General features: G+C 65.6%; 16 protein-coding genes and 1 other RNA gene. 9 read left to right on the forward strand and 8 right to left on the reverse strand.

Annotated features, from left to right (window positions below):
* Window positions 1-196: 196 nt before the first annotated feature.
* The 5 genes from AC3QL3_RS07620 to AC3QL3_RS07640 all read left to right on the forward strand — a co-directional run bounded on the left by AC3QL3_RS07620 (window position 197) and on the right by AC3QL3_RS07640 (window position 11,463).
* On the forward strand, window positions 197-4,873 hold the full coding sequence (locus AC3QL3_RS07620; RefSeq protein WP_492897777.1) for a DEAD/DEAH box helicase: 4,677 nt from the start codon (window positions 197-199) through the stop codon (window positions 4,871-4,873).
* Window positions 4,874-5,072: 199 nt separating this feature from the next.
* The gene (locus tag AC3QL3_RS07625; protein WP_492897778.1) at window positions 5,073-6,161 is read left to right on the forward strand and encodes a sensor histidine kinase; all 1,089 of its coding nucleotides are present in this window, start codon (window positions 5,073-5,075) and stop codon (window positions 6,159-6,161) included.
* An 11-nt stretch (window positions 6,162-6,172) separates the two neighbouring features.
* Complete coding sequence (locus tag AC3QL3_RS07630) at window positions 6,173-6,973, forward strand: LytR/AlgR family response regulator transcription factor (protein WP_492897779.1); 801 nt, start codon at window positions 6,173-6,175, stop codon at window positions 6,971-6,973.
* A gap of 264 nt (window positions 6,974-7,237) precedes the next feature.
* Complete coding sequence (locus AC3QL3_RS07635; RefSeq protein ID WP_492897780.1) at window positions 7,238-10,351, forward strand: efflux RND transporter permease subunit; 3,114 nt, start codon at window positions 7,238-7,240, stop codon at window positions 10,349-10,351.
* Window positions 10,352-10,413: 62 nt separating this feature from the next.
* Complete coding sequence (locus AC3QL3_RS07640; protein ID WP_492897781.1) at window positions 10,414-11,463, forward strand: efflux RND transporter periplasmic adaptor subunit; 1,050 nt, start codon at window positions 10,414-10,416, stop codon at window positions 11,461-11,463.
* A gap of 103 nt (window positions 11,464-11,566) precedes the next feature.
* Here the strand turns inward: AC3QL3_RS07640 and AC3QL3_RS07645 are convergent, their stop codons facing one another.
* Both AC3QL3_RS07645 and AC3QL3_RS07650 read right to left on the reverse strand, forming a co-directional pair.
* The gene (locus tag AC3QL3_RS07645) at window positions 11,567-11,740 is read right to left on the reverse strand and encodes a hypothetical protein (RefSeq protein WP_492897782.1); all 174 of its coding nucleotides are present in this window, start codon (window positions 11,738-11,740) and stop codon (window positions 11,567-11,569) included.
* A gap of 100 nt (window positions 11,741-11,840) precedes the next feature.
* Window positions 11,841-12,770 carry a LysR family transcriptional regulator gene (locus tag AC3QL3_RS07650; RefSeq protein ID WP_492897783.1) on the reverse strand — a complete coding sequence of 310 codons (930 nt, stop codon included), beginning with the start codon at window positions 12,768-12,770 and terminating at the stop codon, window positions 11,841-11,843.
* Between the two features lie 132 nt (window positions 12,771-12,902).
* Here AC3QL3_RS07650 and AC3QL3_RS07655 point away from each other — a divergent pair, with 132 nt between their 5' ends.
* Window positions 12,903-13,760 carry an NmrA family NAD(P)-binding protein gene (locus AC3QL3_RS07655; RefSeq protein WP_492897784.1) on the forward strand — a complete coding sequence of 286 codons (858 nt, stop codon included), beginning with the start codon at window positions 12,903-12,905 and terminating at the stop codon, window positions 13,758-13,760.
* Between the two features lie 47 nt (window positions 13,761-13,807).
* Here the strand turns inward: AC3QL3_RS07655 and AC3QL3_RS07660 are convergent, their stop codons facing one another.
* From AC3QL3_RS07660 to ssrA, 3 genes are all read right to left on the reverse strand, one after another.
* Window positions 13,808-14,551 (reverse strand): class I SAM-dependent methyltransferase, encoded by a 744-nt coding sequence (locus AC3QL3_RS07660; protein WP_492897785.1) that lies wholly within the window; start codon window positions 14,549-14,551, stop codon window positions 13,808-13,810.
* 114 nt (window positions 14,552-14,665) lie between these two features.
* Window positions 14,666-15,307, reverse strand: a complete 642-nt coding sequence (locus AC3QL3_RS07665) for an RICIN domain-containing protein (RefSeq protein ID WP_492897786.1) — start codon at window positions 15,305-15,307, stop codon at window positions 14,666-14,668.
* A gap of 734 nt (window positions 15,308-16,041) precedes the next feature.
* Window positions 16,042-16,395: a transfer-messenger RNA gene (gene ssrA, locus AC3QL3_RS07670) on the reverse strand.
* A gap of 93 nt (window positions 16,396-16,488) precedes the next feature.
* Between ssrA and tcdA the strand changes: the two genes are divergently transcribed.
* Both tcdA and AC3QL3_RS07680 read left to right on the forward strand, forming a co-directional pair.
* Window positions 16,489-17,289, forward strand: coding sequence for a tRNA cyclic N6-threonylcarbamoyladenosine(37) synthase TcdA (gene tcdA, locus AC3QL3_RS07675; protein WP_492897787.1), 801 nt, complete (start codon window positions 16,489-16,491; stop codon window positions 17,287-17,289).
* A gap of 19 nt (window positions 17,290-17,308) precedes the next feature.
* Window positions 17,309-19,321 carry a DUF2961 domain-containing protein gene (locus tag AC3QL3_RS07680; RefSeq protein ID WP_492897788.1) on the forward strand — a complete coding sequence of 671 codons (2,013 nt, stop codon included), beginning with the start codon at window positions 17,309-17,311 and terminating at the stop codon, window positions 19,319-19,321.
* On the opposite strand, the gene AC3QL3_RS07685 is transcribed toward AC3QL3_RS07680, so the two are convergent.
* The 3 genes from AC3QL3_RS07685 to AC3QL3_RS07695 are packed head-to-tail and all read right to left on the reverse strand — an operon-like array spanning window position 19,307 to window position 22,328.
* Window positions 19,307-20,083 (reverse strand): TatD family hydrolase, encoded by a 777-nt coding sequence (locus tag AC3QL3_RS07685; protein WP_492897789.1) that lies wholly within the window; start codon window positions 20,081-20,083, stop codon window positions 19,307-19,309. The genes AC3QL3_RS07680 and AC3QL3_RS07685 overlap by 15 nt on opposite strands.
* Window positions 20,084-20,088: 5 nt before the next feature.
* On the reverse strand, window positions 20,089-21,609 hold the full coding sequence (locus tag AC3QL3_RS07690; RefSeq protein ID WP_492897790.1) for a trypsin-like serine peptidase: 1,521 nt from the start codon (window positions 21,607-21,609) through the stop codon (window positions 20,089-20,091).
* Window positions 21,610-21,611: 2 nt separating this feature from the next.
* The gene (locus tag AC3QL3_RS07695) at window positions 21,612-22,328 is read right to left on the reverse strand and encodes a 2OG-Fe(II) oxygenase family protein (RefSeq protein WP_492897791.1); all 717 of its coding nucleotides are present in this window, start codon (window positions 22,326-22,328) and stop codon (window positions 21,612-21,614) included.
* Window positions 22,329-22,684: 356 nt separating this feature from the next.
* Here AC3QL3_RS07695 and carA point away from each other — a divergent pair, with 356 nt between their 5' ends.
* A complete protein-coding gene (gene carA / locus AC3QL3_RS07700) occupies window positions 22,685-23,824 on the forward strand; it encodes a glutamine-hydrolyzing carbamoyl-phosphate synthase small subunit (RefSeq protein WP_492897792.1) in 1,140 nt (379 codons plus the stop codon).

Raw genomic sequence — 23,824 nt, forward strand, 5'->3', positions numbered from 1 at the left:
TTGTAGCCACGCATCGGTAACGACGCGATAACGGCTGGGTAACGGCGAACGGGGATTGGTAACGATGAAGCGGGATCGGTAACGACGAACGAAGAGGACAGTGCGAACCGATCGGCACGTACCTCGAGCCACCGAGCTGAACGAATCGGCCGCGGGCTGTTTCAGGATTTGAGACGGACGCGCGCACAATACGTGCATGCCGCTCGACACCTTCCACCCCGCTGTCGCGAACTGGTTCCGCGGATCGTTCGCGGCGCCGACCCCGGCGCAGATCGAAGCATGGCCGGCCATCGCCTCGGGTCGCCACACGCTGATCGCCGCGCCGACCGGTTCGGGCAAGACCTTGGCCGCTTTTCTCGCCGCGATCGACGATTTGGTGCGGCGCGGCGTAGAGGGCGAACTGCCGGACGAAACGGCGGTGGTCTACGTTTCGCCGCTGAAGGCCTTGTCCAACGACGTACGCGTCAACCTCGAAGCGCCGCTGGCCGGCATCCGCGACGAACTCCTGCGCTTGTGGCTGCCGGACGTCGAGATCCGCACGACGGTGCGCACCGGCGACACGCCGCAAGCCGAGCGCGAGCGCATGAAGAAGCGCCCGCCGCACATCGTGGTGACCACGCCCGAGTCGCTGTACGTGCTGCTCGGCTCGGAGTCGGGCAGGCGCATGCTGGCGACGACGCGTTCGGTGATCGTCGACGAAATCCATGCACTGGCGCCGAACAAGCGCGGTGCGCATCTGGCGCTGTCGCTGGAGCGGCTGGACGAGTTGTGCGAGCACCGGCTCGTGCGCGTCGGCCTGTCGGCGACGCAGAAGCCGATCGGCGAGGTGGCACGGTTTCTGGTCGGACAAGGCATGTCCTCGGTGCCGTCAGCGGAGGGCAGCGGCGATCCGCGAGCGCCGGCCGAGAAGGAGTCGGCGTCGCCGCTGATGCTGGAGTCCTTCCCGGGCGACACGGCGGAAGGCAGGCAGAAAGAAGCGCTTCTTGCGCAAACCGCCGAACCCGATTGCGTCATCGTCGATTCCGGCCACGTGCGTGCACGCGATCTCGCGCTCGAACTGCCCGAGGCGCCGCTCGAAGCGGTGCTGTCGGGCGACCAGTGGGCGCAGGTCTACGCGCGGTTGGAGCAGCTGATCGGCGAGCACCGCACCACGCTGATCTTCGTCAATACCCGGCGCATGGCCGAGCGCGCGGCGCGGCATCTGTCCGAGCGCCTCGGCAAGGACAAGGTCACCGCGCATCACGGCAGCATGGCGAAGGAGCATCGCTTCGACGCCGAACAACGGCTCAAGCGCGGCGAGCTCAGCGCGCTGGTCGCGACCGCCTCGCTCGAACTCGGTATCGACATCGGCGATGTCGACCTGGTCTGCCAGATCGGTTCGCCGCGTTCGATCGCGACCTTCCTGCAGCGCGTCGGCCGCGCCGGCCACCAAGTCGGTGGCGTGCCGAAGGGACGCTTGTTCCCGCAATCGCGCGACGAGCTGGTCGAATGCGCGGCCCTGCTCGATGCGGTGCGCCGCGGCGAACTCGATGCGCTGCACGTGGAGCGCGCCGCGCTCGACGTGCTGGCGCAACAGATCGTCGCCGAAGTCGCCTGCCGCGAGTGGCGCGAGGAAGAACTCTTCGACGTCGTACGCCGCGCCTATCCCTACGCCGCGCTCACGCGCGAGGACTTCACCGCGGTCGTGCGCATGCTGGCCGACGGCTTCACCACCCGGCGCGGGCCGCGAAGTTCGTACCTGCACCGCGATGCCGTCAACGGCATGCTGCGCGCGAGCCGCGGCGCACGCCTGACCGCGCTCACCTCCGGCGGCGCGATTCCCGACACGGCCGACTACGAGGTCGTGCTCGAGCCGCAAGCGACCATGGTCGGCACCATCAACGAAGACTTCGCGGTCGAGAGCATCGCCGGCGACATCTTCCAGCTCGGCAATCATTCCTACCGCATCCTGCGCGTCGAGCGTGGCCGCGTGCGCGTCGAGGACGCGCAAGGCGCGCCGCCGTCGATTCCGTTCTGGCTCGGCGAGGCACCCGGCCGCACCGACGAGTTGTCGATGTCGGTGTCGCGCTTGCGCACGGAAGTGTCGGATCGACTGTTCTCCTCGCCGGTCACCTCCGACGGCTTGCACGCGCAGGCCTGGCTCACTGACGAAGTCGGCCTCGGCGAAGCCGCCGCGCGCCAGATCGCCGACTATCTCGGCGCGGCGAAGGTCGCGCTCGGCGTGTTGCCGACCTTGAAAGAACTCGCGATGGAGCGCTTCTTCGACGAGTCCGGCGGCTCCCAGTTGGTCATCCACTCGCCCTACGGCAGCCGCGTCAATCGCGCCTGGGGCTTGGCTCTGCGCAAGCGGTTCTGCCGCAAGTTCAATTTCGAGCTGCAGGCGGCGGCGACCGAGAACGCGATCATCCTGTCCTTGTCGACCAGCCACAGCTTCCCGCTCGCCGACGTCGCGCGCTATCTGCATTCCAACTCGGTGCGCGACGTGCTGGTGCAAGCCTTGCTCGACGCGCCGATGTTCGGCGTACGCTGGCGCTGGAACGCGACCGCCGCACTCGCGCTGCCGCGCTTCCAAGGCGGCAGCAAGGTGCCGCCGCAACTGCAGCGGATGAAGGCCGAGGATCTGCTCGCGACCGTGTTCCCCGATCAGGTCGCCTGCCTGGAGAACATCGTCGGCGAGCGCCAGATTCCCGATCATCCGCTGGTCGCGCAGACCCTGCACGACTGCTTGCACGATGCGATGGACATCGACGGACTGATCGCGCTACTGCAAGGGCTGGAAGAGGGCACCGTGCAAGTCGTCGCGCGCGATCTGACCGCGCCGTCGCCGCTCGCGGCCGAGGTGCTCAGCGCGCGGCCGTATGCCTTCCTCGACGACGCACCGCTGGAAGAGCGGCGTACGCAGGCGGTCGCCAGCCGCGGCTTCCGCGACATCGACAGCGCCGACGATCTCAGCCGGCTCGACGCCGACGCGATCGCCGCGGTACGCGAGGAAGCCTGGCCGGAAGCGCGCTCGGCCGACGAACTGCACGCGGCCCTGCTCGGCATCGCCTTCATCACCGAAGCCGAAGCGCAATCGAACTACGGCTGGGCGCCGTGGCTGGCGAAGCTGGCCGACGGGCGCCGCGTGACGCGGATCGCTCTCGGCTCTTCTGCTGCGCCGCGATCGAACACCAGCGACGCACGCGGCGAGAACGCGTCCGCCGCCATTTGGATTCCGGCCGAACGTCTGCCGCAGTTCGACGCCATCTTGCCTGCCGCGTCGCAGGCGCCGGCGGTGGTTGCGCCGGCCGAATACGCAGCCGTCGCGTGGACGCGCGAAGACGCCTTGGTCGACGTGTTGCGCGCGCGCCTGACCGCGCTCGGGCCGACGCGTGCGAGCGAGATCGCCGCGTCGATCGGTCTCGACCATGCGGATGTCGGGCTCGCGCTGCTCGCGTTGGAGAGCGACGGCTTCGTGATGCGCGGCTACTACACCTTCGCGCCGCCGGCCAAGCCTGCGCCGTCGCCTCTCCCGTCCGTGGAAGAGGCTGAAGGCGCGCTCGATCAAGCGCAGGCTGAGCGCGCATCGACCGCACGTACTTCGATCGAAGCGGCCGAACAGGAATGGTGCGAACGCCATCTGCTCGCGCGCATCCACCGCTACACCATGCGCCGCCTGCGTCGCGAGATCGAGCCGGTCGAGCCGCGCGACTTCGTGCGCTTCCTGTTCGAGTGGCAGCGCGTCGCACCCGGCACACAGGTGCGCGGACCCGACGCGCTCGCCAGCGTGCTGGCCCAGCTCGAAGGCTACGAGGCGCCGGCCGCGGCGTGGGAGAGCGAGATCCTGCCGGCACGCATCGCCGACTACGAAATCGCCTGGCTCGATGCGCTGTGCACGGCGGGGCGGTTGGTCTGGACGCGCCTGCGCGGCCGCAAGGCCGGCGCCGCCGAGCGCATCGCGGGGCCGGTGCGGGCGACGCCGATCGTGTTGTTGCAGCGGCGCAATCTCGACGCTTGGCTCGGTTTCGGCGGTCTCGCGCCGGGCGTGACCATTCCGCTGTCCTCGCGCGCGCAAGACATCGCCGACTATCTGCAAGCGCACGGCGCTTCGTTCTTCGACGAGTTGTTGCGCGGCACGCGCCTGTTGCACGTGCAGATCGAGGAGGCGCTGGGTGAGCTGGTCGCCTCCGGCTTGGTCAACGCGGACAGCTACAGCGGCCTGCGCGCCTTATTGTTGCCTTCGTCCAAGCGCGCGCCGAGCCGGCGCCGGCATGGCCGCCGCACCGCCTTGTTCGGCATCGAGGATGCCGGCCGCTGGTCGTTGGTGCGCCGCCCGAACGTGGTCGAAACATCGCCCTCGACACGCCGCGACGCCGATGCCGAGCGCACCGAGCAGATCGCCCGCACCTTGCTCACGCGCTACGGCGTCGTCTGCTGGCGCCTGCTCGCGCACGAGGCCGAGTGGCTGCCGCCGTGGCGCGATCTGGCGCGTGTCTATCATCGCCTCGAGGCGCGTGGCGAAATCCGCGGCGGCCGCTTCATCGCCGGTTTGTCCGGCGAGCAGTTCGCACTGCCCGAAGCGATCGCCGCGCTGCGCAGCCTGCGTCAGCGCGCACCGAACGACACCTGGGTCTGCCTGTGCGGCACCGATCCGCTGAACCTGGTCGGCAACGTCCTCGCCGGCGACAAGGTGCCGCGTCTGACCGGCTCGCGCGTGCTCTATCGCGACGGCGTGCCGGTAGCCAAGCGCGTCGCCGGCGAGATCGTGATGATCGAGAGCGGCGACGCCGTGTTCGAGCAGATGGTGCGCATGCGCCTGTTGCGCGGCGTCGAACGTAGCGAGGCGGTGGCCGTGTTCGACGAGGAAGAAACCGGCGAAGAAACCGCCGGCTGACGCGGCGGACAGGTCAACTTCGGTGCGCAGGAATGGACCCGTCGTGGCCGCCGTTACTGTCCTCCACGAAGGAAAAGCCACGCCGTTCCGACCGTTTCACGGCGCGTAGCCGTCGTTTCGTCGAGGGTCGGAAGGTGGGGCGCTTCAAACCCGGCACGGATCGGCTCATAGTGTGCGCCCCGTACGCAAGGCTCGTGCCGTGAACGCCATCGCCCTGTCGAAGCCGGTTGCCGGTCGATCGGAACTCTCGTTCTGGCCGCTGCAGATCGCCGGTTGGTTCGGCTACTTCGCGCTCAACTTCACCGCCGCGATGGGCGACGGCAAGCCGATGCATTACGTGATCGCCTCGGCTTCCGTGGCGATCTGCGGTTTTCTGCTCACCAGCTTGTTGCGCCTGGGCTATCGGCGCTTGTGGCCGCTGTCGGTGCCGCGCATGGCGGCCGGCGCCGCGGCGCTGTTGGTGCTGGCCACGCTGATACAGATGAAGCTCTACGTCAGCATCGTGTTCCGCTGGTGCGACGACTGCGAACTGCACAGCGTATTCGGCTACCTGTGGTACTTCGCTTCGATGTTCTATCTGCTGTTGTCGTGGAGCGGCCTCTACTTCGGCATCAAATTCGCGCGCCAATCGCAGCAGCAGAAGGAAGCCGCGCTGCGCGCGCAGACCATCGCCCACGCGGCGCAGCTGAAGATGCTGCGCTACCAACTGAACCCGCATTTCCTGTTCAACACTCTGAACGCGATTTCCACCCTGGTGCTCGACGACAAGCGCGACACCGCCTACCGCATGGTCGGCAGCCTGTCGGCCTTTCTGCGCCATTCGCTCGACTCCGACCCCGAGCAGCGCGTCTCGCTCGCGCAGGAAGTGGAGGCGTTGAATCTCTATCTCGGCATCGAACAGCTGCGCTTCGGCGACCGCCTCAAATTCGAGCTGGACATCGAGGCCGCCGCGCGCGAAGCGCTGGTGCCGAGCCTGATCCTGCAACCCTTGATCGAGAACGCGATCAAGTACGCGGTCTCCAAACGCGAAGAGGGTGCCTGCATCGAACTGGTCGCGCGCCGCGACGACGGCCGGCCGAACGAGAGCTGGCTCGACTTGCATCTGCGCGACGATGGCCCGGGCTATTGCGAAGCGGACGCCGCGCCGAACGGGCACGCGCGCGTTGGACTCACCAACACGCGCGAACGCCTACGCGTGCTGTACGGCGAGCGCCATCAGCTGACGATCGGCAAGCGCGTACCGCACGGCGTCGACGTGCACATCCGCCTGCCCTTCGAGACCGCCTGAGGACGCTCTCGATGACTTCGATCCGCACGCTCATCGTCGACGACGAGCCGCTGGCGCGGCGCGGCCTGGAATTGCGCCTGCGCCACTATCCCGACATCGAGATCGTCGGCGAGGCCGGCAACGGCCGCCAGGCCTTCCACGCCATTTCTTCGTTGCGCCCGCAGCTGATGTTTCTCGACGTGCAAATGCCCGGCGTGGACGGCTTCGAGCTGCTGCGCGCGCTGCCGGCGACGCAGATTCCCTTGACCGTCTTCGTCACCGCCTACGACCAGTACGCGCTGGCCGCTTTCGCCGCCAGCGCGCTCGACTACCTGCTCAAGCCGGTCGACGATGCGCGCCTGGCCGAATCGATCGAGCGCGCGCGCGCGCGTCTGGCCGCGCGCAAGACCGAGGATCACTACGAGCGCCTGCTCAAGCTGGTCGCGACCCTGCCGAAGTCGGCGCAATCGATGCTCGATGCGGTCCTGCTCGAAGAAGCTCCGGCACGCCCGCCCGACAAACTGACGATCAAGGACGGCCATCGCCTGTTGCGCATCGACGTCGATTCGATTCGCTGGATCGACGCCGCCGGCGACTACATGTGCATCCACGCCGGCGAGGACACCCACGTCCTGCGCGGCACCATGCAGCAGCTCGAACGCCGCCTCGATCCGCAGCGCTTCGCGCGCGTGCACCGCTCCAGCATCGTCAATCTGGCGCGCGTGAAGGAGATGCGCCCGCATCTGAACGGCGAGTATTTCCTCGTGCTCGATTCGGGCCACGAGCTGAAGCTGTCGCGCAGCTACCGCGAGAAGGTGAAGCTGCTGACCTGAGTCCGCCGCGGTTCGCCTCGGCGCTTGAAGCTCGCGCCGACGACGTATCGAGCCCTCTGCGTGCCTTCATCGCAGTCCGCAGGCGGGTAGCGAGGCTGGCCGAAGCGGCCGCCGGGCGACCGTATTCGGGCACCGCGCGCAGGCCCGGTCAACGTTTCGGCGCGGCAGCGCAACGTTTCGTCGCAGACGATGAAACCTTTGTCACGCAATCCGCATCCTACCGCCCGACGACCGCGCGATGCCCGGCGCGGAATGGGGATTTGCGTGAAACTCATCGATGCCTCGCTGAAGAATCCGGTCGCGGTCGGCATGGCGGTGATCCTGGTCGCCGTGCTCGGCGTGATGAGCCTGCGCCAACTGCCGCTGCAGCTGTTTCCCGACATCGACCGGCCGCAGATCTCCATTCAGACCAACTGGCGCGCCGCCTCGCCGGAAGAGGTCGAGGCCGAGCTGCTCGAACCGCAGGAGCAGGTGCTGCAAGGCGTGCCGGGATTGGAAGAGCTCGACGGCAACGCCTCCGCCGGCGGCAGCAACATCAACCTGACTTTCGCGATCGGCACCGACATGAAGAACGCGCTGGTCGAGGTGATCGGCCGCATCAATCGCGTGCGTTCGATTCCCAAGGACGCCGATCGCCCGGTGGTGCAGATGGGCGGCAACAACGGCGGCGCCAACAACGTGTTGAGCTGGTTCTTCGTGCAGTTGCTGCCCGGCACGCCGGGCAAGATCGAAGACTATCGGCGCCTGGTCGAGGACGTGGTCAAGCCGCGCATCGAATCGGTGCCGGGCGTGGCGCAGGTGATCGTCAACGCAGGTCCGCCCAACGAGGTGCGCGTCACGGTCGACATGGCGAAGGCGGCCAGCTTGGGCGTTTCGATGTCCGACATCGCCGCGCGCGCGGCGGCGGCGACCGACGTCTCCGGCGGCCGCATCGACATCGGCCGCCAGCAGTACCAGCTGCGCTACACCGGCCGCTATTCGCCCGAGCAACTGGGCGCGCTGGTGTTGTCGTCGAACGCCGACAAGACCGTGCATTTGAGCGATGTCGCCGTGGTCGAGGTAAGGCCGCCGCGGCGGCAGTTCTACGTCTACCAGAACGGCAATCCGGCGATCGGACTGCAGGTCGACAAAGTCAGCGGCGCCAACGTGCTGCAGACCTTGAATGCGGTCAAGCAGGTCGTGGCCGAATTGCGCGACGGGCCGCTCAAGGCCAAGGGGCTGGGCGTCGAGCAATCGTTCGATTCCTCCTTGTTCATCAATCGCGCCGTGCATCTGCTCAGCGAGAACCTGATCGTCGGCGCCTTGCTCTCGCTCTTGTGCGTGTGGTGGTTCATGCGCGATCTGCGCGCGACGATTCTGATCGCGGCGACGATTCCGGTCTGCCTGCTCGCGACCTTCAGCGCGCTGCAAATGACCGGGCACACCTTGAACATCATTTCCTTGGCCGGGCTCGCGTTCGCGGTCGGCATGGTGGTCGAGGGCGCGATCGTGGTCTCCGGCAACATCCTGCGCCTGAAGGAAAGCGGCGTGACGCCGTACGAGGCGGCGCTGACCGGCACGCAACAAGTCGTCGGCGCGCTGATCGCCTCGACCATCACTACGATCGCGGTGTTCCTGCCGGTGGTGTTCCTGCGCGACGTCGAAGGCCAGATCTTCTCCGATCTCGCGCTGACCATTTCGATCGCGGTCGCGATCTCGGTGGTGGTCGCGATCACCGCGCTGCCGGCGGCGGCCGGCTGGCTCAAAGCGAAGAAACTCAAGTCCGGCTACGGCGACGGCTGGCCGTGGCTGACCGACAAGATCATGAGCTTGACCTCGACGCGACCGCGCCAAATCGGCTGGGTGCTCGCGTTGCTGGTGCTGCCCCTGATCGCGACGTTCGTGTTCATGCCGCGGCTCGACTATCTGCCGCCGGTCAAGCGCGCCGCGATCGACGCCTATTTCAACTTCCCGCCGGGCATGCCGCCGGAAGTGGTCAACCGCGAAATGGTGCCGAAGATGCTCGAGCGCATGAAGCCGTACATGGACGGCACGAAATCGCCGCAGCTGAAAAACTGGTATGTGAACGTGTGGCCGGGCGGCGGCACGATCGGTGCGCGCGTGGTCGACGAGTCGCGCATCGGCGATCTGGAGCGGATCGTGCGCGACGAAATCACGGTCGGCTTTCCCGACACGCGCGTGTTCACCGAGGAAGGCAATCTGTTCGGCGGCTTCGGCGGTTCGGCGCGCGCGGTGTCGATCCATCTGCAGGGCGAAGACGCCGCCAAGCTGTATCAAGTGGCCGATGCCGGGCGCAAATTGCTGGAAGCGACCTTTCCCGGCGCCAACGTGCAGTCGTTCCCGCCCAGCGATGCAGCGCAGCTCGAACTGCACGCGATACCCGACGATCGCCGCATCGCCGAAGCGGGTTGGGACCGCGTCGCGCTTGGCGACATCGTACGCACGCTCGGCGATGGCGCGTGGCTCGGCGAGTACTTCGACGGTGAGCAGCGCGTGCCGGTGATCCTGCGCGCGGGCGGCGAGCAGACGCCGGAAGAACTCGCGCAGACACCGGTGGTCGCACCGAACGGCAAGGTGGTCACGGTCGGCGAGATGGTGCGATTGGAAACCTCGCTCGGCCCCACCCAGATTCGCCGGCTCGACCATCGTCGCACGGTCACGCTGACGATGGACCCGCCGTCGACCTTAGCGCTGGAAACCGCGCTGGCGACGATCGAGCGCGAGGTGCTGCCGACCCTGCGCAACCAACTGCCGGACGGCAGCATCCGCCTCGCCGGCAGCGCCGATCGGTTGGAACGCATCGTCGGCACCATCGGCAAGAACTTCCTGCTCGCGCTGTTCGTGCTGGGCTTGTTGATGGCGGCGATGTTCAAGTCGCTGCGCTACGCGCTGATCGTCGTATTGACGGTGCCGCTGGCTCTGATCGGCGGCATGCTCGGCCTGCGCGTGCTCGGCCTGTTCTCGTTCCAGACGCTCGACCTCTTGTCGATGATCGGCTTCATCATGATGGTCGGGGTGGTGGTCAATCACGCAATCTTGCTGGTCGATCTGACGCGACACGCGCAGGCGAACGGTGCGGACCTTTCCGAAGCGATCCGCTTGTCGCTGAACCAGCGTCTGCGCGCGATCCTCGCCTCGACCCTGACCGGCGCCCTCGGTGCGCTGCCGATGGCGGTCAATCCCGGTCCCGGCAGCGTGATCTATCGCGGCCTTGCTGCCGTCAACGTCGGCGGTGTCGTGATCAGTCTGATCTTCTCGCTGCTCTTGCTACCGAGCCTGATGCGGCTCTTCTTCGAACGCAGCGCGAAGCGCGCGGTTGCGGTATCGCCGCTGCCACATGGCGAGCGCCCGCGTCTGATCGAAGCGGAGGCGGCATGAAGCTTTCGATGCGAGCTGACCGCAGTGCTGCTGCGTCCACAGATTCAAGGAGGGAGGTTTCGATGAAAACGAAAATGGCGATCTTGTGGGCGTGCCTCTTGTGCGCGAATGCGGTCGCGCAAACGGCGGCCACGCCGCCGGCGATCGTGGAAGTCGGTCAGGCCACCGAGTCCAAGCTCGCGCCGACGCGCTGGGTGCCGGGCAGCGTGATCAGCCGCGACGACGCGCGCATCGCCAGCGCCGAGGCCGGCCGGCTCGACTTCGTCGCCGAGGTCGGCACGCGCCTGAAGAAAGGCGAGCGTCTGGCCCAGATCGACGACCAGGCACTGCGCTTGCGGCGCGAGGAGCTGTTGGCCGAGCTGCGTCGCACCGAGGCCAAGCACACTTTGTCGAAGACCCAACTCGAACGTTTGCGCAAACTTGAAGCGAGCAGCTCGATCGCGCGCTCCCAGCTCGACGAAGCGCAGGCGACCTTGGAGAATGACGGCCAGACCGCCGCGCGCGCGTTGGCGCAACTGCGCCAAGTCGAATACGACATCAGTCAGGCCGACGTGCGCGCACCGTTCTCCGGCATCGTCACCGAGCGCTACGCCCAACGCGGCGAGTACCTGCAGATCGGCGCGAACATCGTGCACTTCGTCGACACCGATCGCATCGAAGCGCGCGTGCAGGCGCCGTTGGCGCTGGCCGACAAGGTGCACGCGGGCATGGCGGTCAGCGTGCGCGCAGGCGGAGTGGAGCGGCCGGCGACGGTGCGCGCGATCGTACCGGTGGGCGACGAGCGCGCGCGCCAGTTCGAGCTGCGCGTCGGCGTCGATTCCGCTTACGCCCTGGTCGGCAGTGCGGTCGAAGTCGCCTTGCCCGAAACGGTGGCGGTCGCGAACGCCGCGTTGACGGTGCCGCGCGATGCGCTGGTGCGGCGTGAAGACCGCACCTACGTCATGCGCGTCTCCGGCGACAATAAAGCCGAGCAGATCGCGGTCACGTTGGGCACCAGCAGCGGCGAGCTGGTCGAAGTGCGCGGCGCGCTCGCCGCCGGCGATCGCCTGGTCGTGCGCGGGGCCGAACGCTTGAGCGCAGGCCAGGCGGTAGCGGTGCGCTCGGGCAGCTGAGTGCACCAGCGCAGCAGCGAGCGCCGTGCGAGCCGATCCTCGCTGGCGCTGCGAAGTTCGGGTGAAACGGCGGGCGCGTGAGCGCGTCCCTTCAACTGCGTTCTTATTCTGCGCTGCCGAGCCGATCGAGAACCGCCTGTGCGGCCTGCAGCGCCTCGGAGTATTTGTCCGGCTCCTGCGCCGCGATGTTCTTGATCGCCAGCGCGAGTGCCTGCAGATCCTTCTCGACGGACTGCATCCAGGCTTCCTGGACACCTTTGCTGACGGTCATCGGCATGATTGCGTTGCTCCGGATGGGGGTGCGGGGACTTGGGGAGCCACAGACTAACGTGTGACGGTGCCGGTTTGCGCGTGGCTGACAAGCTGGCGCAGCCGGGCTAGGACGCTCTCCCTCCGCGCTCTTTGTCTTGGGCCACGATCTCCGCGACGAAGTCCACGAACGCGCGCACTTTCGCGGCCCGATACAGCCGCGACGGAAAGATCGCGTGCAGCGGAAAACGTTCGTCCGACCAGGCCGGAAAAAGCTCGATCAGGCGGCCCTGACGCAGCAGCGGCTCGCAGCCGATCTCGAGCACCTGCGCAATTCCGAAGCCCGCCTCGCAGGCGCCGACCAGGGTGCCGGAATCGGAAGTGAGCAGCCGTCCTTTGATCTTCAGTGGCAGCACCTCGTCTTTGCGCCGCAGTTCCCAGCCGTAGGGGCGTCCGTTGGCGGCGTCATAGAAGTCGATGCACTCGTGCTGCTCGATGTCGCGCGGATGCTTGGGCCGGCCCTTCGCTTTGAGATAGGAGGGTGCGGCTACGGTGATCACGCGCGTTTCCATCAGCTTGCGTGCGACGAACGATCCCACCGGCGGTTCGCCGAAGCGCAGCGCGAGATCGAAGCCGTCCGCGACCAGATCGCCGATCGAATCGCGCATCACCAGCTCCAGGCAGAGCTCGGGATGGCGCGTGAGGAACTTGGCCAAATGCCGCGACAACGCGATGCGCGAAAAGTACGGGTCCACGTTGACGCGCAGACGCCCGTGAACCTTGCTCGCCGAGCCGCCGGCTTCGAGCGCGGCTTCCTCGATGCCGGCCAAGTGCGGGCCGACTTGTTCGCAGAAGCGCCTGCCTTCGTCGGTCAGCGACAAGGTACGCGTGGTGCGCGCGAGTAGGCGCGCGCCGACCCGGCTTTCCAGGCGCGCCAGCGCGCGGCTGACGCCCGAAGCGGACATTCCCAGCGCCTCCGCCGCGCGCGCGATCGTGCCGGCCTGCACCACGGCGAGAAGCACGGAGATACCGGAAAGGAGTCGGCTGTCGGTGGCCATGGATATTCCTGCGTAAAAATCACGAGTGATATGACACTGATTCTATTGAAGCACGAATAAGCGTGGCCGATAGTGCCGCCACTCGCCGCAGGGCGCATCGCATCCACTGCACAGATCGAACGGAGACCGAACATGTACGCAATCACCGGCATCACCGGAAAAGTAGGCGGCGCCTTGGCGCGTCAGCTTCTCGCCCAAGATTTCCCTGTGCGCGCCGTCGTTCGCGATGCGCAGAAGGCGAAGGAATGGGCCGCGCGCGGTTGTGAAATCGCGTTTGCCGGCATGAACGACGCATCAGCGCTCGCGGCGGCGTTCGAGGGTGCAAGCGGCGTGTTCATCCTGCCGCCCCCCGAGTTCGACCCGACGCCGGGATTCCCGGAAGCGCGTGAAGTCATCAATGCCGTCAAGGCAGCGCTGGAATGGGCGCGGCCGCAGCGGGTCGTCTGCCTTTCCACCATCGGCGCGCAGGCCGCGCAGACCAATCTGCTGACTCAGCGCACGCTAATGGAACGCGCGCTGTCGGCGCTCGACATTCCCGTGACGTTCCTACGACCGGCGTGGTTCATGGAGAATTATGCTTGGGACATTGTGCAGGCGCGGCAGCAGGGTCTGCTGTCGAGCTTCCTGCAGCCGCTGGACAAACCCGTGCCGATGGTCGCCGCCGGTGATGTCGGACGCGTCGCCGCGGGCCTACTCACGGAGGAATGGAGCGGGAGGCGCGTGGTCGAGCTGGAATCGACTCTGCGCGTCACTCCCCATGCTGCCGCGGCGGTGTTCGCGAACGTGCTCGGCCGGCCGGTCGATGCGGAGATCGTCGCGCGCGACAGCTGGGAAGCGTTGTTTCGCGCACAAGGCATGCGTCATCCGGAGCCGCGCATGCGCATGATCGATGGGTTCAATGAGGGGTGGATCGAGTTTGAGCAGGCCGGATCAGTGGTTCGCGGCGAGACTTTGCTTGCGGCAGTGTTGCGGGAGTTGGTTGTGCGTTGAGATATGCGTGACACCAGCGCTTTAGCCGCACCGCATTGGGCGGTGCACTACGTCAGGCGGCGAGCGACAATAATTTTTCGCGCCTGCAACCACGGAACTCGATGTGATATTGATATTATCGAAGTCTCAACAAACCCTGCTACGCCGAGCCGATCCAGGATATCTAGGCCGTAGTCACGAAATGCGAGAATACCCGAATGAGGTCGCTGAGGATCAGCGTGATAGATCGGATTCAATAGATATTCGATTTTGCCGTCGGCAAAATGAGCTCGTTCAATCGTGCGCTCGAGTTCAGTGAGCGGTACGGTGAATAGCATTATTCCGCCTGGGCGTAGTACACGATACAGTTCGGAAAAGGCGCGGGCGTCATCGGGCACGTGCTCTAAAACTTCGGTGTGGGTAATTACATCGAAGCAGTTATTCGGATAAGTCAGGCATTGCACGTCTTCACACCGGATGCCATTGAAGCTCTCCCCATGCTCAACATCTTCGAAATATTCGGAGCCGCTGACACGACGGCAGGCCTTGCGTAAGAAATTGATGAACGGCCCTCTGCCCGATAATTCACACACATCCAGTGTGCCCGGGTTTGGCACCAAAAGACGAAATGCTAGTCCGATTGATAGATGCATCGAACTTGCAGAGCAGCGAAGGCATCGGATGCCGGCTTCGCTGGCATTGAGACGAATAAATAGTGAGGGGCCGCAGAATGGACAGGTCGCTATGGCCAGCGCAAATTCTGAGACCCTCAACGAGCGAAAGCCATTGTAAAGCTTCGAGTAAATACTCATCGTATCCTACAAGCGTAAATACAAATACATCGAGTTTGATGGAAAAATTAAAAGCACAGCACCACCCTTTGGGGTGGCACTGTGCGGCGGCTTCTATAGCAAAGTTGACCGTTCTCAGTAGCTTCGGAATCCCCAATATTGATTGGCTCCGCGACCTTCACGGTAAGAACCGCACGCCCATTGTTGAATGGGGTCGCCATTCCAGGCGTTATAAGTACCGGAAACTAGTGGCATGTCAACGCATTTTCCGCTCGGCAAATTCCTTATCTGATACGAGCCGGGAAAAGGTCCAGGATTCTGTTGGCGCCACCACTGGCTTGTGCACTGTGCGCAGCACGTTTGTGATGTTAGTCTTGCGCCATTATCATAGGAGCCATTAACCACGTCAAGACATGTTCCAGTTGAATAATTAACAAGGTTATAGTAATTACTTCCACCGCTCCTTCCGACGTAAGTATAAAACCAATACTGATTATTTGTAAGTGAGGAGCAAAGGGTTTCAATTAGAATTGATCCGGAAAGTGTCAGGCAGCTACCGTCGGCAAGATTTCCAATCTGAAAAGTTCCCGGGGGAAGGGTAGCGGAGATTACGTTATCTCCATTTCCTGCAATGAAAAAATCCGGCTCCATTTGGTCATCAATCGATGATTTTTCGGCGCCGTCGCTCTCCTGAGCGAATACTATCGTTGCCGGCAATGCTAGAGTGGTCAATACAAGAAATATAAGATAAATACTTATTCGCTTCAGTGCATTCATTACATGTTGCTCCTTGTGAGTTATTAAACAATATTCTATTTGTATATTTTAACGTACCAACAGAGATGCCATGTTTGTGGCCGGTGAATAGTGTTATAGATGATCTGCATATTATTGAGATAACCGTCACACATTGGGCTGAACAAAAGTTTGAATTCGTTCTAACTTATGCGATTCTGTTGTTGTTTTGCTATATGTATTTGCGAGTGCCGCTGGCTTCCTGTGAAGTCAATGGCTCTTCGCAGTTCTTCTGCAAGCGCTCACAAACTTCAGGCATTGCCTGTTGTGTCGGTTGCCGTGGCACAGATGCGCGCAGCGTCTGCTGTTGGAGCGGGACTGCGATGCATAAGACACGGATCGATTGCGAACATCACCATCCTTGGAACTTGAAGAGCCATCAGTAACTTGAATGAGAACTTAGTGATCATGATCGAATTGCGTTATGGCGCGCTAGCGCCCGTGGAACTTGCAAGCCGCGCGCCTATTCGCCAGATCGGTATTTGCGGTTATTGGGCCACAGAGATGTGTTCCGAGACCGCGACAAGTTGATATTTTTGGATCTTTGGTTTGTGCCGCGATTGCGGCAGCTACTACAGCGAGGAGGCTGCGAAGACGTCGAAGAATTTGGGCGAGAAAGTTGACCGAAGGTTGACTGCGCTACCGCCAAACGACGTCGAATCATGCCAACAACAAAAAAGCCACCTAAGCCGGTTCAATGACTTAGGTGGCTGTATTGGTGGAGGCGGCGGGAATTGAACCCGCGTCCGAAGGCGCTCCGCGCCCGGCGCTACATGCTTGTCACGCTGTTTGATCTCGTTCCGCGGCAACACAGCGTGCCAAGCGCACCGCGGAACCAGCCTCTAAGTTTTAGCTATCAACCGAAAGGCGCCGGCTTCAAGCGATCCCGTGATAATGACCCTACATCCACGAGCACAGGCACAAGTGGGTTCGGGGCTAGGCCTTAAGCGGCCAGAGCGTAGACGTCGTCGTTCGCGTCTAGGTTTTTTGCCACCGGATTAACGAGGAAGATGACGCCCTCGGCATGCTCCAAGCTACTTTGCGGCCCCCGTCGAAACCATGTCGCCCCCGGGGGAACCCGCATACTGGCGGTCGGGCGGCGGCAAATCAAGCCCGCGCCTTCGCGCGATTCAGCCGGCGCCGGTGCTACGCTGCGCGCCCTCATGGACCAGCCCGTGCTCGAACAACGCTTTCGCGGCATCGACCGCCTCTATGGCGCCGGCAGCGTCGCGCGGCTCGCGCGTGCGCACGTCTGCGTGATCGGCATCGGTGGTGTCGGCTCGTGGGCGGTCGAGGCGCTCGCGCGCAGCGGCGTCGGCCGGCTCACGATCATCGACGCCGACGAAGTCTGCCTCAGCAATACGAACCGCCAGTTGCACGCGCTCGACGGCGAGTACGGCCGGCCGAAGGTCGCGGTGATGGCCGAGCGCGCGCGCGCGATCAACCCGGGTATCGCGGTCGAGGCGATCGAGGAGTTCGTCACGCCGTCCAACCTCGAACGCATGATCGAGCGCGACTACGACCTCGTGCTCGACTGTTGCGACGCGTTCCGCGTCAAGGTCGAGCTGATCGCCTGGTGCCGGCGGCGCAAGCGGCCGCTGATTACGATCGGCTCCGCCGGGGGACGCACCGATCCGACCTTGATCGCCGTGCGTGATCTGTCCAAGACCGAGCACGACGCCTTGCTCGCGCTGGTGCGCAAGAAGCTGCGCGAGGAATTCCATTTTCCGCGCGGTCCCAAGCGCTACTTCGGCGTGCAGGCGGTCTATTCGCGCGAGAACGTGCGCTATCCGCAGGCCGACGGCAGCGTCTGCGGCACGCGTCCGGCCGGCGGCGATTCGCTCAAGCTCGACTGCGGCGGCGGACTCGGCGCGGCGACGCATGTCACCGCCGCGTTCGCGTTCGCGGCGGTGTCGCGCGTGCTGGCGCGGTTGCTCGCGAGCGACGCGAAGGCGCCGTCGTAGCAAGTCGCGGGAGGGGAGAATGCGCATCGCACGTTTTTGCACGGTTGCGGCGCTGCTGCTTTCGACCACGCTGCGAGCGGCCGACTTGTCCTGGGAAACCTGGCGCGACCTGAGCGACCTTGCCCGCGTCGGCGGCGACTACGGTAGCTATCTGGCCAGCAGCTATTGCTTGGACGGTTGTCGCTACGACCGCACCTCGGTCGATCCGGGCCGCGGCGGCCAGCGCTTCGTGCGCATCGAATCGACCGCCGAGGGCGAGCAGGGCGTGATCTTCGATCAGCCCGGCGCCGGCGCGGTGACGCGTGTGTGGATGACCACCGGCGACGGCGTCAGCCAGCCGCTGCCGCCGGACGTGCGCATTCGCTTCTACTTCGATGGCGAAACGACGCCGACGATCGACGTCCCGCTCGATCGCTACTTCGACGGTCGCTTGTTCGACGATCGGTTCGCACGCCGCGACACCGCGCCGCTCGCCACCGATCGCGAGCGCAGCAGCGGCGGCAACGTTTCTTATCTGCCGCTGCCGTACCGACGTGGACTCAAGATCGCGCTGTTGAACGGCAGCGAGCGGCGCCTGTGGTACCAGATCAACTACACCCAAGTCGCGGACGGCACGTCGGTGCCGACGTTTGCCGGCGACTCCGATGTTCTTGCGCTGGCGCAGCGGTTGGCTACGCCAGCCAATGCCGACCGTGCGTTCGCCGCGCGCTTGCCGTTCGGCCGCGATCCTCGCGCACTCGACGCCTTCTCCGGCGCCACGACCAGCGAGCTGACGGCGGCGCATCCGCTCGCGCTGTTGCAGCGCGAAGGCGCCGGCACGCTGACTTCGCTGCGCATCCAACTCGATCGTGCGCGTTGGGATGACGTGCGTCTCGTGCTGACGTTCGACGGCGAAACGACGGTCGACGTGCCGATCGCCGATTTCTTCGCCGCCGACCGTAGCGACCAGATCCGTCCGCTCGGCCTGCTCGCCGGCGTCGATGCACGCGGAGTGTTCTACGCGTCGCTGCCGATGCCGTTTCGCGACGGCGTCGAGATCGCGTTGCGGCTGCGCGAAGGCGCCGAGCCGACGACCGTGCGTCATGCGTTCGAGATCGACCAGCGCGTGCCGCCGCTCGACGCCGGCACTTTGCGCACGCAGTCTTACGCCTCTTGTCCGACCACGCCGGCGACCGGCGGCGACGACGTCTTGCTGTCGCACGAGGGCAGCGGACGCATGGTCGGCCTGGTCGCTTGGATGAGCGGCGACGGCGTACGCGCGGGCGGCTACTACCTCGAAGGCGACGAACGCGTCTACCTCGACGGCAGCGTGCAGCCGCTCTGGTACGGCACCGGCGTCGAGGACTTGTTCAATGGCGGGTTCTACTTCGATCGCGGCGCCTATGCCGGGCCGCTGGCCGGTGCGACGCTGCGTCATCCGGGAAGCACGGACGATGCGACCTCGATGTACCGCTGGTTCCTGACCGACGCACCGAGCTGGCGCCGCTCGATCGTCTACAAGCTCGAGAACGGCGCGCGCGGCGATGAGCCCTTGTGTCTGCGCACGCTGGCGTTCTATTACGCGCGGCCCGAACCGACGCAAGAGATCGTCGCGACGTTGCAGCTCGGCGACGCCGCGTCCGAAGTGGCCGCCGACTATCGGCGCGGCAGCGACGCGAGCTGCGCCGCGCAATCGGCGCAGTTCGGCGACGAGCCGCCGACGTCACGCACGGCCCTCGTTTGCCGTGCGACGACGGCGAGCCGCTTCGTGTTGTCGTCGCCTCGCGCCGGCACGCATTTCCGCCTGCGCCGCAGCTTCGATGTCGGAATCGACGGCCAAGGCGCGGAAATCTGGGTCAACGGCGCGCGCGTCGGCGCCTGGTCGGATACGCAAGCGAATCCGGCGCGGCGCTGGTCGCAGATGGACGTCGATTTCGCGCTGCCGTCGGCGGCCGAGGTGCTGTCGTTCGAGATTCGGCCGTTCGAGGGGCGGCTAGTGACCGAAAGCCGCTACGAATTGTTCGGCGCGAGCGCGGCTTCAGGCGGCGATTGAGGGCAGGCGGAACAAGCGCTCGGCGTTCGCCGTCGTCGCCGCGGCGATCGCGTCCGCCGATTCCTCGCGCAGCTCGGCGATCGTCGTCAGCACCTCGCGCAGCCGCGCCGGCTCGTTGCGCTCGCCGCGATGATCCGCCAGCGGCTGGTCGGGCGAATCGGTTTCCAGCAGCAGAAATTCGAGCGGCATCGCGGCGACCAGACGGCGCAGGCGGCGCGCGCGTTCGTGCGTCACCGGACCGCCCAGGCCGATGAAGAAACCGAGTTGCCACAGCTGCCGCGCCTGTTCCTCGCTGCCCGAATAGCTGTGCACGACACCGCGCAATCGGCCGACGCGGCGGATCGTGGCGATCACCTCTTCGACGGCGCGGCGCGCGTGCACGATCACCGGCAAGTCGTGCTCGCGCGCGAGCTCCAGTTGACGCTCGAAATAGAAACGCTGGCTGTCGGCGTCGAGTCCTTCGACGAAGAAATCCAAGCCGCATTCGCCGACCGCGACCGGACGCTCGCGCTCGATCCACTCACGCAGCACATCCAGGTGCTCGGGGCGATGCTCGGCCAGATACATCGGATGCAAGCCGTAGGCGATGTACAGATGCGGATGGGCGGCGCCGAGCCGGCGCAGCGCCTCGAAGTTCGAATAAGCGATCGCGGGCAGGATTTGCGCCTGCACCCCGGCCGCTTCGGCGCGCGCGACGACTTCGGCGCGGTCGGCATCGAACTCGCTCGCGTCGAGGTGGCAATGCGTATCGATCAGCCGCATCGGGCTCAGCGGCGCGGCCGTTGCAGCAGGATCGGTGGCAGCCGCCGCGTCGAATGGCGCGGCGGTTGGAACGGCGGCGTGCGGCTGTCGAGGCCGTCGATCGCGGTGGTATTGGAATTGGCCGGATCGAGCCAGTCGCGCAGGCGTGAGGCCGCATTCGGTCCGTTCCACGCGGTCGCGACGCGGCCGTAGCAATCGGTTTCGAGGTTCGGCCGCGCGCCTTGGCACAGCGCGTTGCCGCCGGACAAGGTGCCGATCACGCGCTTCTGGCCGTCGTCGCCGGCGCGCACCAGCAAGGCCGAGCCGGACGAGCCGCCTTCGGTGGTTCCTTGCGAGTAAGGACCGGTCTCCCAATGCGTATTGGCCGCGGTCGGTATCGTCGAGGTGCAGCTGGCGATCACCGACGGCGCCGGGCCGGTGGTGATCTTCTTCACGTCGCCGCTCGGATGATGCAGGCCGATGGTGCCGCTCGGAGTGAGGCCGCGCGCGTCCCAGCCGGCGTAGTAGAGCTGCCATTCCGGCAACGGCGCCTGGTTCAGTTCGACCAGGCTGACGTCGACGTCGGCACGCGTCGCGCGCAGCACGGCGCCGCGCTGGTCGTCGTTGAAATAGCCGCCGGGCGGAGCGGCCAGCACGCTGCATTGGGTCGATTGGTAGTTCCAGTACAACACCATCGAGGCGGCCTCGCTGGCGCTGCCGACGCAGTGCGCGGCGGTCAGGAAGTAGTTCTTGCGGTCGCGCGCGACGTTGTTGACCAGGGTGCCGCTGCACCGGTAGGTGCGGCTGTCTTCGTCTTTGACGAATTCGAAATAGGCGACAGCGCGAATCTCGTTCGCGTACGGCGCGCCTTGCGCGCAGACCACGTTGACGTTGCACGCGCCCGAGCGGCCCGGATCGCCGAGCTTGATCAGATCGATCGGCTCGCGCGCGAACAGGTCGCGAAAGCCGGCACCGACGCGGCTGAGTTCGAGCGCGTCGGTGGCCAGCGGCCAGGCTGCGGCCGGTACGCGCAGCTCGATCGTCGCGCTGTCGCCGGGAATCACCGAGGTGTGGAGCTCGCCGTGGCCGTCTGCGGCCGTGTACGGACCCTGGTAGTAACCGTCGGCGCCGATCACGTGCAGGGTCGCGCCGGCGGGCAGCACGTAGTGCCCGAACGTGAGGCGCAGGTCGGTCGCGCCGCCGACGCGCACTTGCGCGCGCCACAGTTGCGAACCGTCGGCGAGCGTGTCCCAGACGCCGTCGCGCTGCGGCGTCAGCGAGAGTTCGCGCGGATCGGCCACCGCTTCGAGCTTGGTGCGCGCGCCGAGCGTCGTGCGTGCGGCCTCGTCGATTTCCAAACGCCGCAACGGCGCATCGATCGCGGGCAGCTCAACGATCGGCAGCGTGCGCGCGAACTTGGCGCGCTGGGTCAGGCTGTAGGGCGGCTCGCCCTGGCGCGCGGCGGCGTTCGACGTCGCTGCCAGCAGCGCAAGACCGAGCAAGGCGGGCAGGGGGCGAACCAGAGCGGAGAGAGAGAGTCGAGGCATGGTCAATCGCGATGCGCTGCGTTGCGGTCGCGGCCGGCGCCGAGTTTGCGATCGACCCCGCCGAACAGCTTCTTGAACAGACGCGACAGCTTGCCGCGCTGGGTCTTGCGCAGTTTCTCGTCTTCGCTGGTCAGCCAAGCGACCTGCACCACGCGGCGTTCGCCTTCGTGCGGCAGATGGCCGTGGAAGGAATTGTCGGCGCGGCGGAACGCGACCAGGTTGCCGTACAGCGGGCGCACTTCCGGTACTACCGTATCGTCGATGTCGTCGATGCGGTTGAGGAAACGGAAGCAGCCTTCGCTGATCGGCGGCCAGCTCTCGTTGAGATAGACCAGGGCGGTGACGATCTTCGACTTGCTGTCGGTGTGGATGGTGCCGTGGCGCTTGTTCAACGAGCGGCAGATCGTGACCAGACTCGGATAGTCGCCGAGGTTGGGCAGACCCAGGCGCGCGCCGATCGCATCGGCGAACTCGCGCGAGGTCAGATCCTCGATCAGACGGTTCAGCGCGGGGCCGCAATCCTTGGTCTCGTGCGGAAAGAAGCCGGCGCTCGGGTAGCGTGGAAAATCGGCGGCGAGATCCGCGCGCGCGGTCTGCGGCAACTGCTCCTGTGCGATCAGGAACGCGAACGGTTGGGTGTGCACGACGGTGTCGGCGCGCTCCAGGCGCGCGGGGTCGAGCAGGGGCGTGGCTGGTAGCGTTTGCGGGGCGGCGTTCATCGGTGAAGTTCGACCAGAATTCGATTTCAGTCACCTCTCCCGCTTGCGGGAGAGGCCGCGCCAAAGGCGCCGGTGAGGGAGGCCGGAGCGCAGCGCTCCGTTGCCTTCACCCAACCCCTCTCCGCAAGCGGACGAGGGGGAAACGCCGAGGATTGTAGACCCCGTCGCGATCGCTTGCGGCAAATCGGCACGGCGTCGCGTACTTGCGGATGATCCGCCGCTCACATCCTGCTAAAATCCCCGCTCGCCTCGATCCTCTTTTCCTCCCAACGGACTGGTTGACGCCAGCCCGCGGGTTTCGCTGCATCCGGTGTCGGCGCCCGGCTGTGCGGCGGTTCACAACGACAGGCGAACGCATGACCACACCGGCTCTACTCGCACTCGCGGACGGAACGATCTTCCGCGGCCTTTCCATCGGCGCGGAAGGGCAGACCGTCGGCGAGGTCGTGTTCAACACGGCGATGACCGGCTATCAGGAAATCCTGACCGACCCTTCCTACGCGCGGCAAATCGTCACCCTGACCTATCCGCACATCGGCAACACCGGCTGCAACGCGGAGGATGCCGAATCGAACGCGGTGCACGCCGCCGGCCTGGTCATCCGCGACCTCCCGCTGCTGGCCAGCAACTGGCGCTCGCAAGAGACGCTGGATGCGTACTTGAAGCGCCACGGCATCGTCGCGATCGCCGAGATCGACACGCGAAGGCTGACCCGTGTCCTGCGCGACACCGGCGCACAGAACGGCTGCATCCTCACCGGCGCGAACGTGTCCGACGAGCAGGCACTGGCAGCGGCGCGCGCGTTTCCGGGTTTGAAGGGCATGGACCTGGCCAAGGTCGTGTCGGTGAAAGAGCGCTACGCCTGGCGCGAAGGCAGCTACGACCTCGATCGCACCACGTTCGCGCAAGTACCCGCGCGCCATCGCGTGGTCGCCTACGACTACGGCGTCAAGCTCAACATCCTGCGCATGCTGGCCGATCGCGGCTGCGACATCACCGTGGTGCCGGCGCAGACGCCGGCGAGCGAGGTGTTCGCGCTGAAGCCGGACGGCGTCTTTCTCTCCAACGGCCCCGGCGATCCGGAGCCGTGCGATTACGCGATCGCCGCGATCGGCGAGTTCGTGCGCGCCAAGCTGCCGACCTTCGGCATCTGCCTCGGCCACCAGCTGCTCGGCCTCGCCGCCGGCGCGAAGACGATCAAGATGAAGTTCGGCCATCACGGCGCGAATCATCCGGTGATCGACCTCGACAGCGGCCGCGTCATGATCTCCAGTCAAAACCACGGCTTCGCCGTCGACGAGGCGACGCTGCCGGCGAACGTGCGCGCGACGCACCGCTCGCTGTTCGACGGTTCCTTGCAGGGCATCGCGCTGCGCGACGCGCCCGCATTCAGCTTCCAGGGGCACCCGGAAGCCAGCCCCGGCCCGCACGACGTGGCCGGTTTGTTCGATCGTTTCATCCAGCTGATGGAGGCGCGCGCGGCTGCCGCGGCGTAG

Source organism: Dokdonella sp. GW821-FHT11D02, assembly GCF_058808595.1.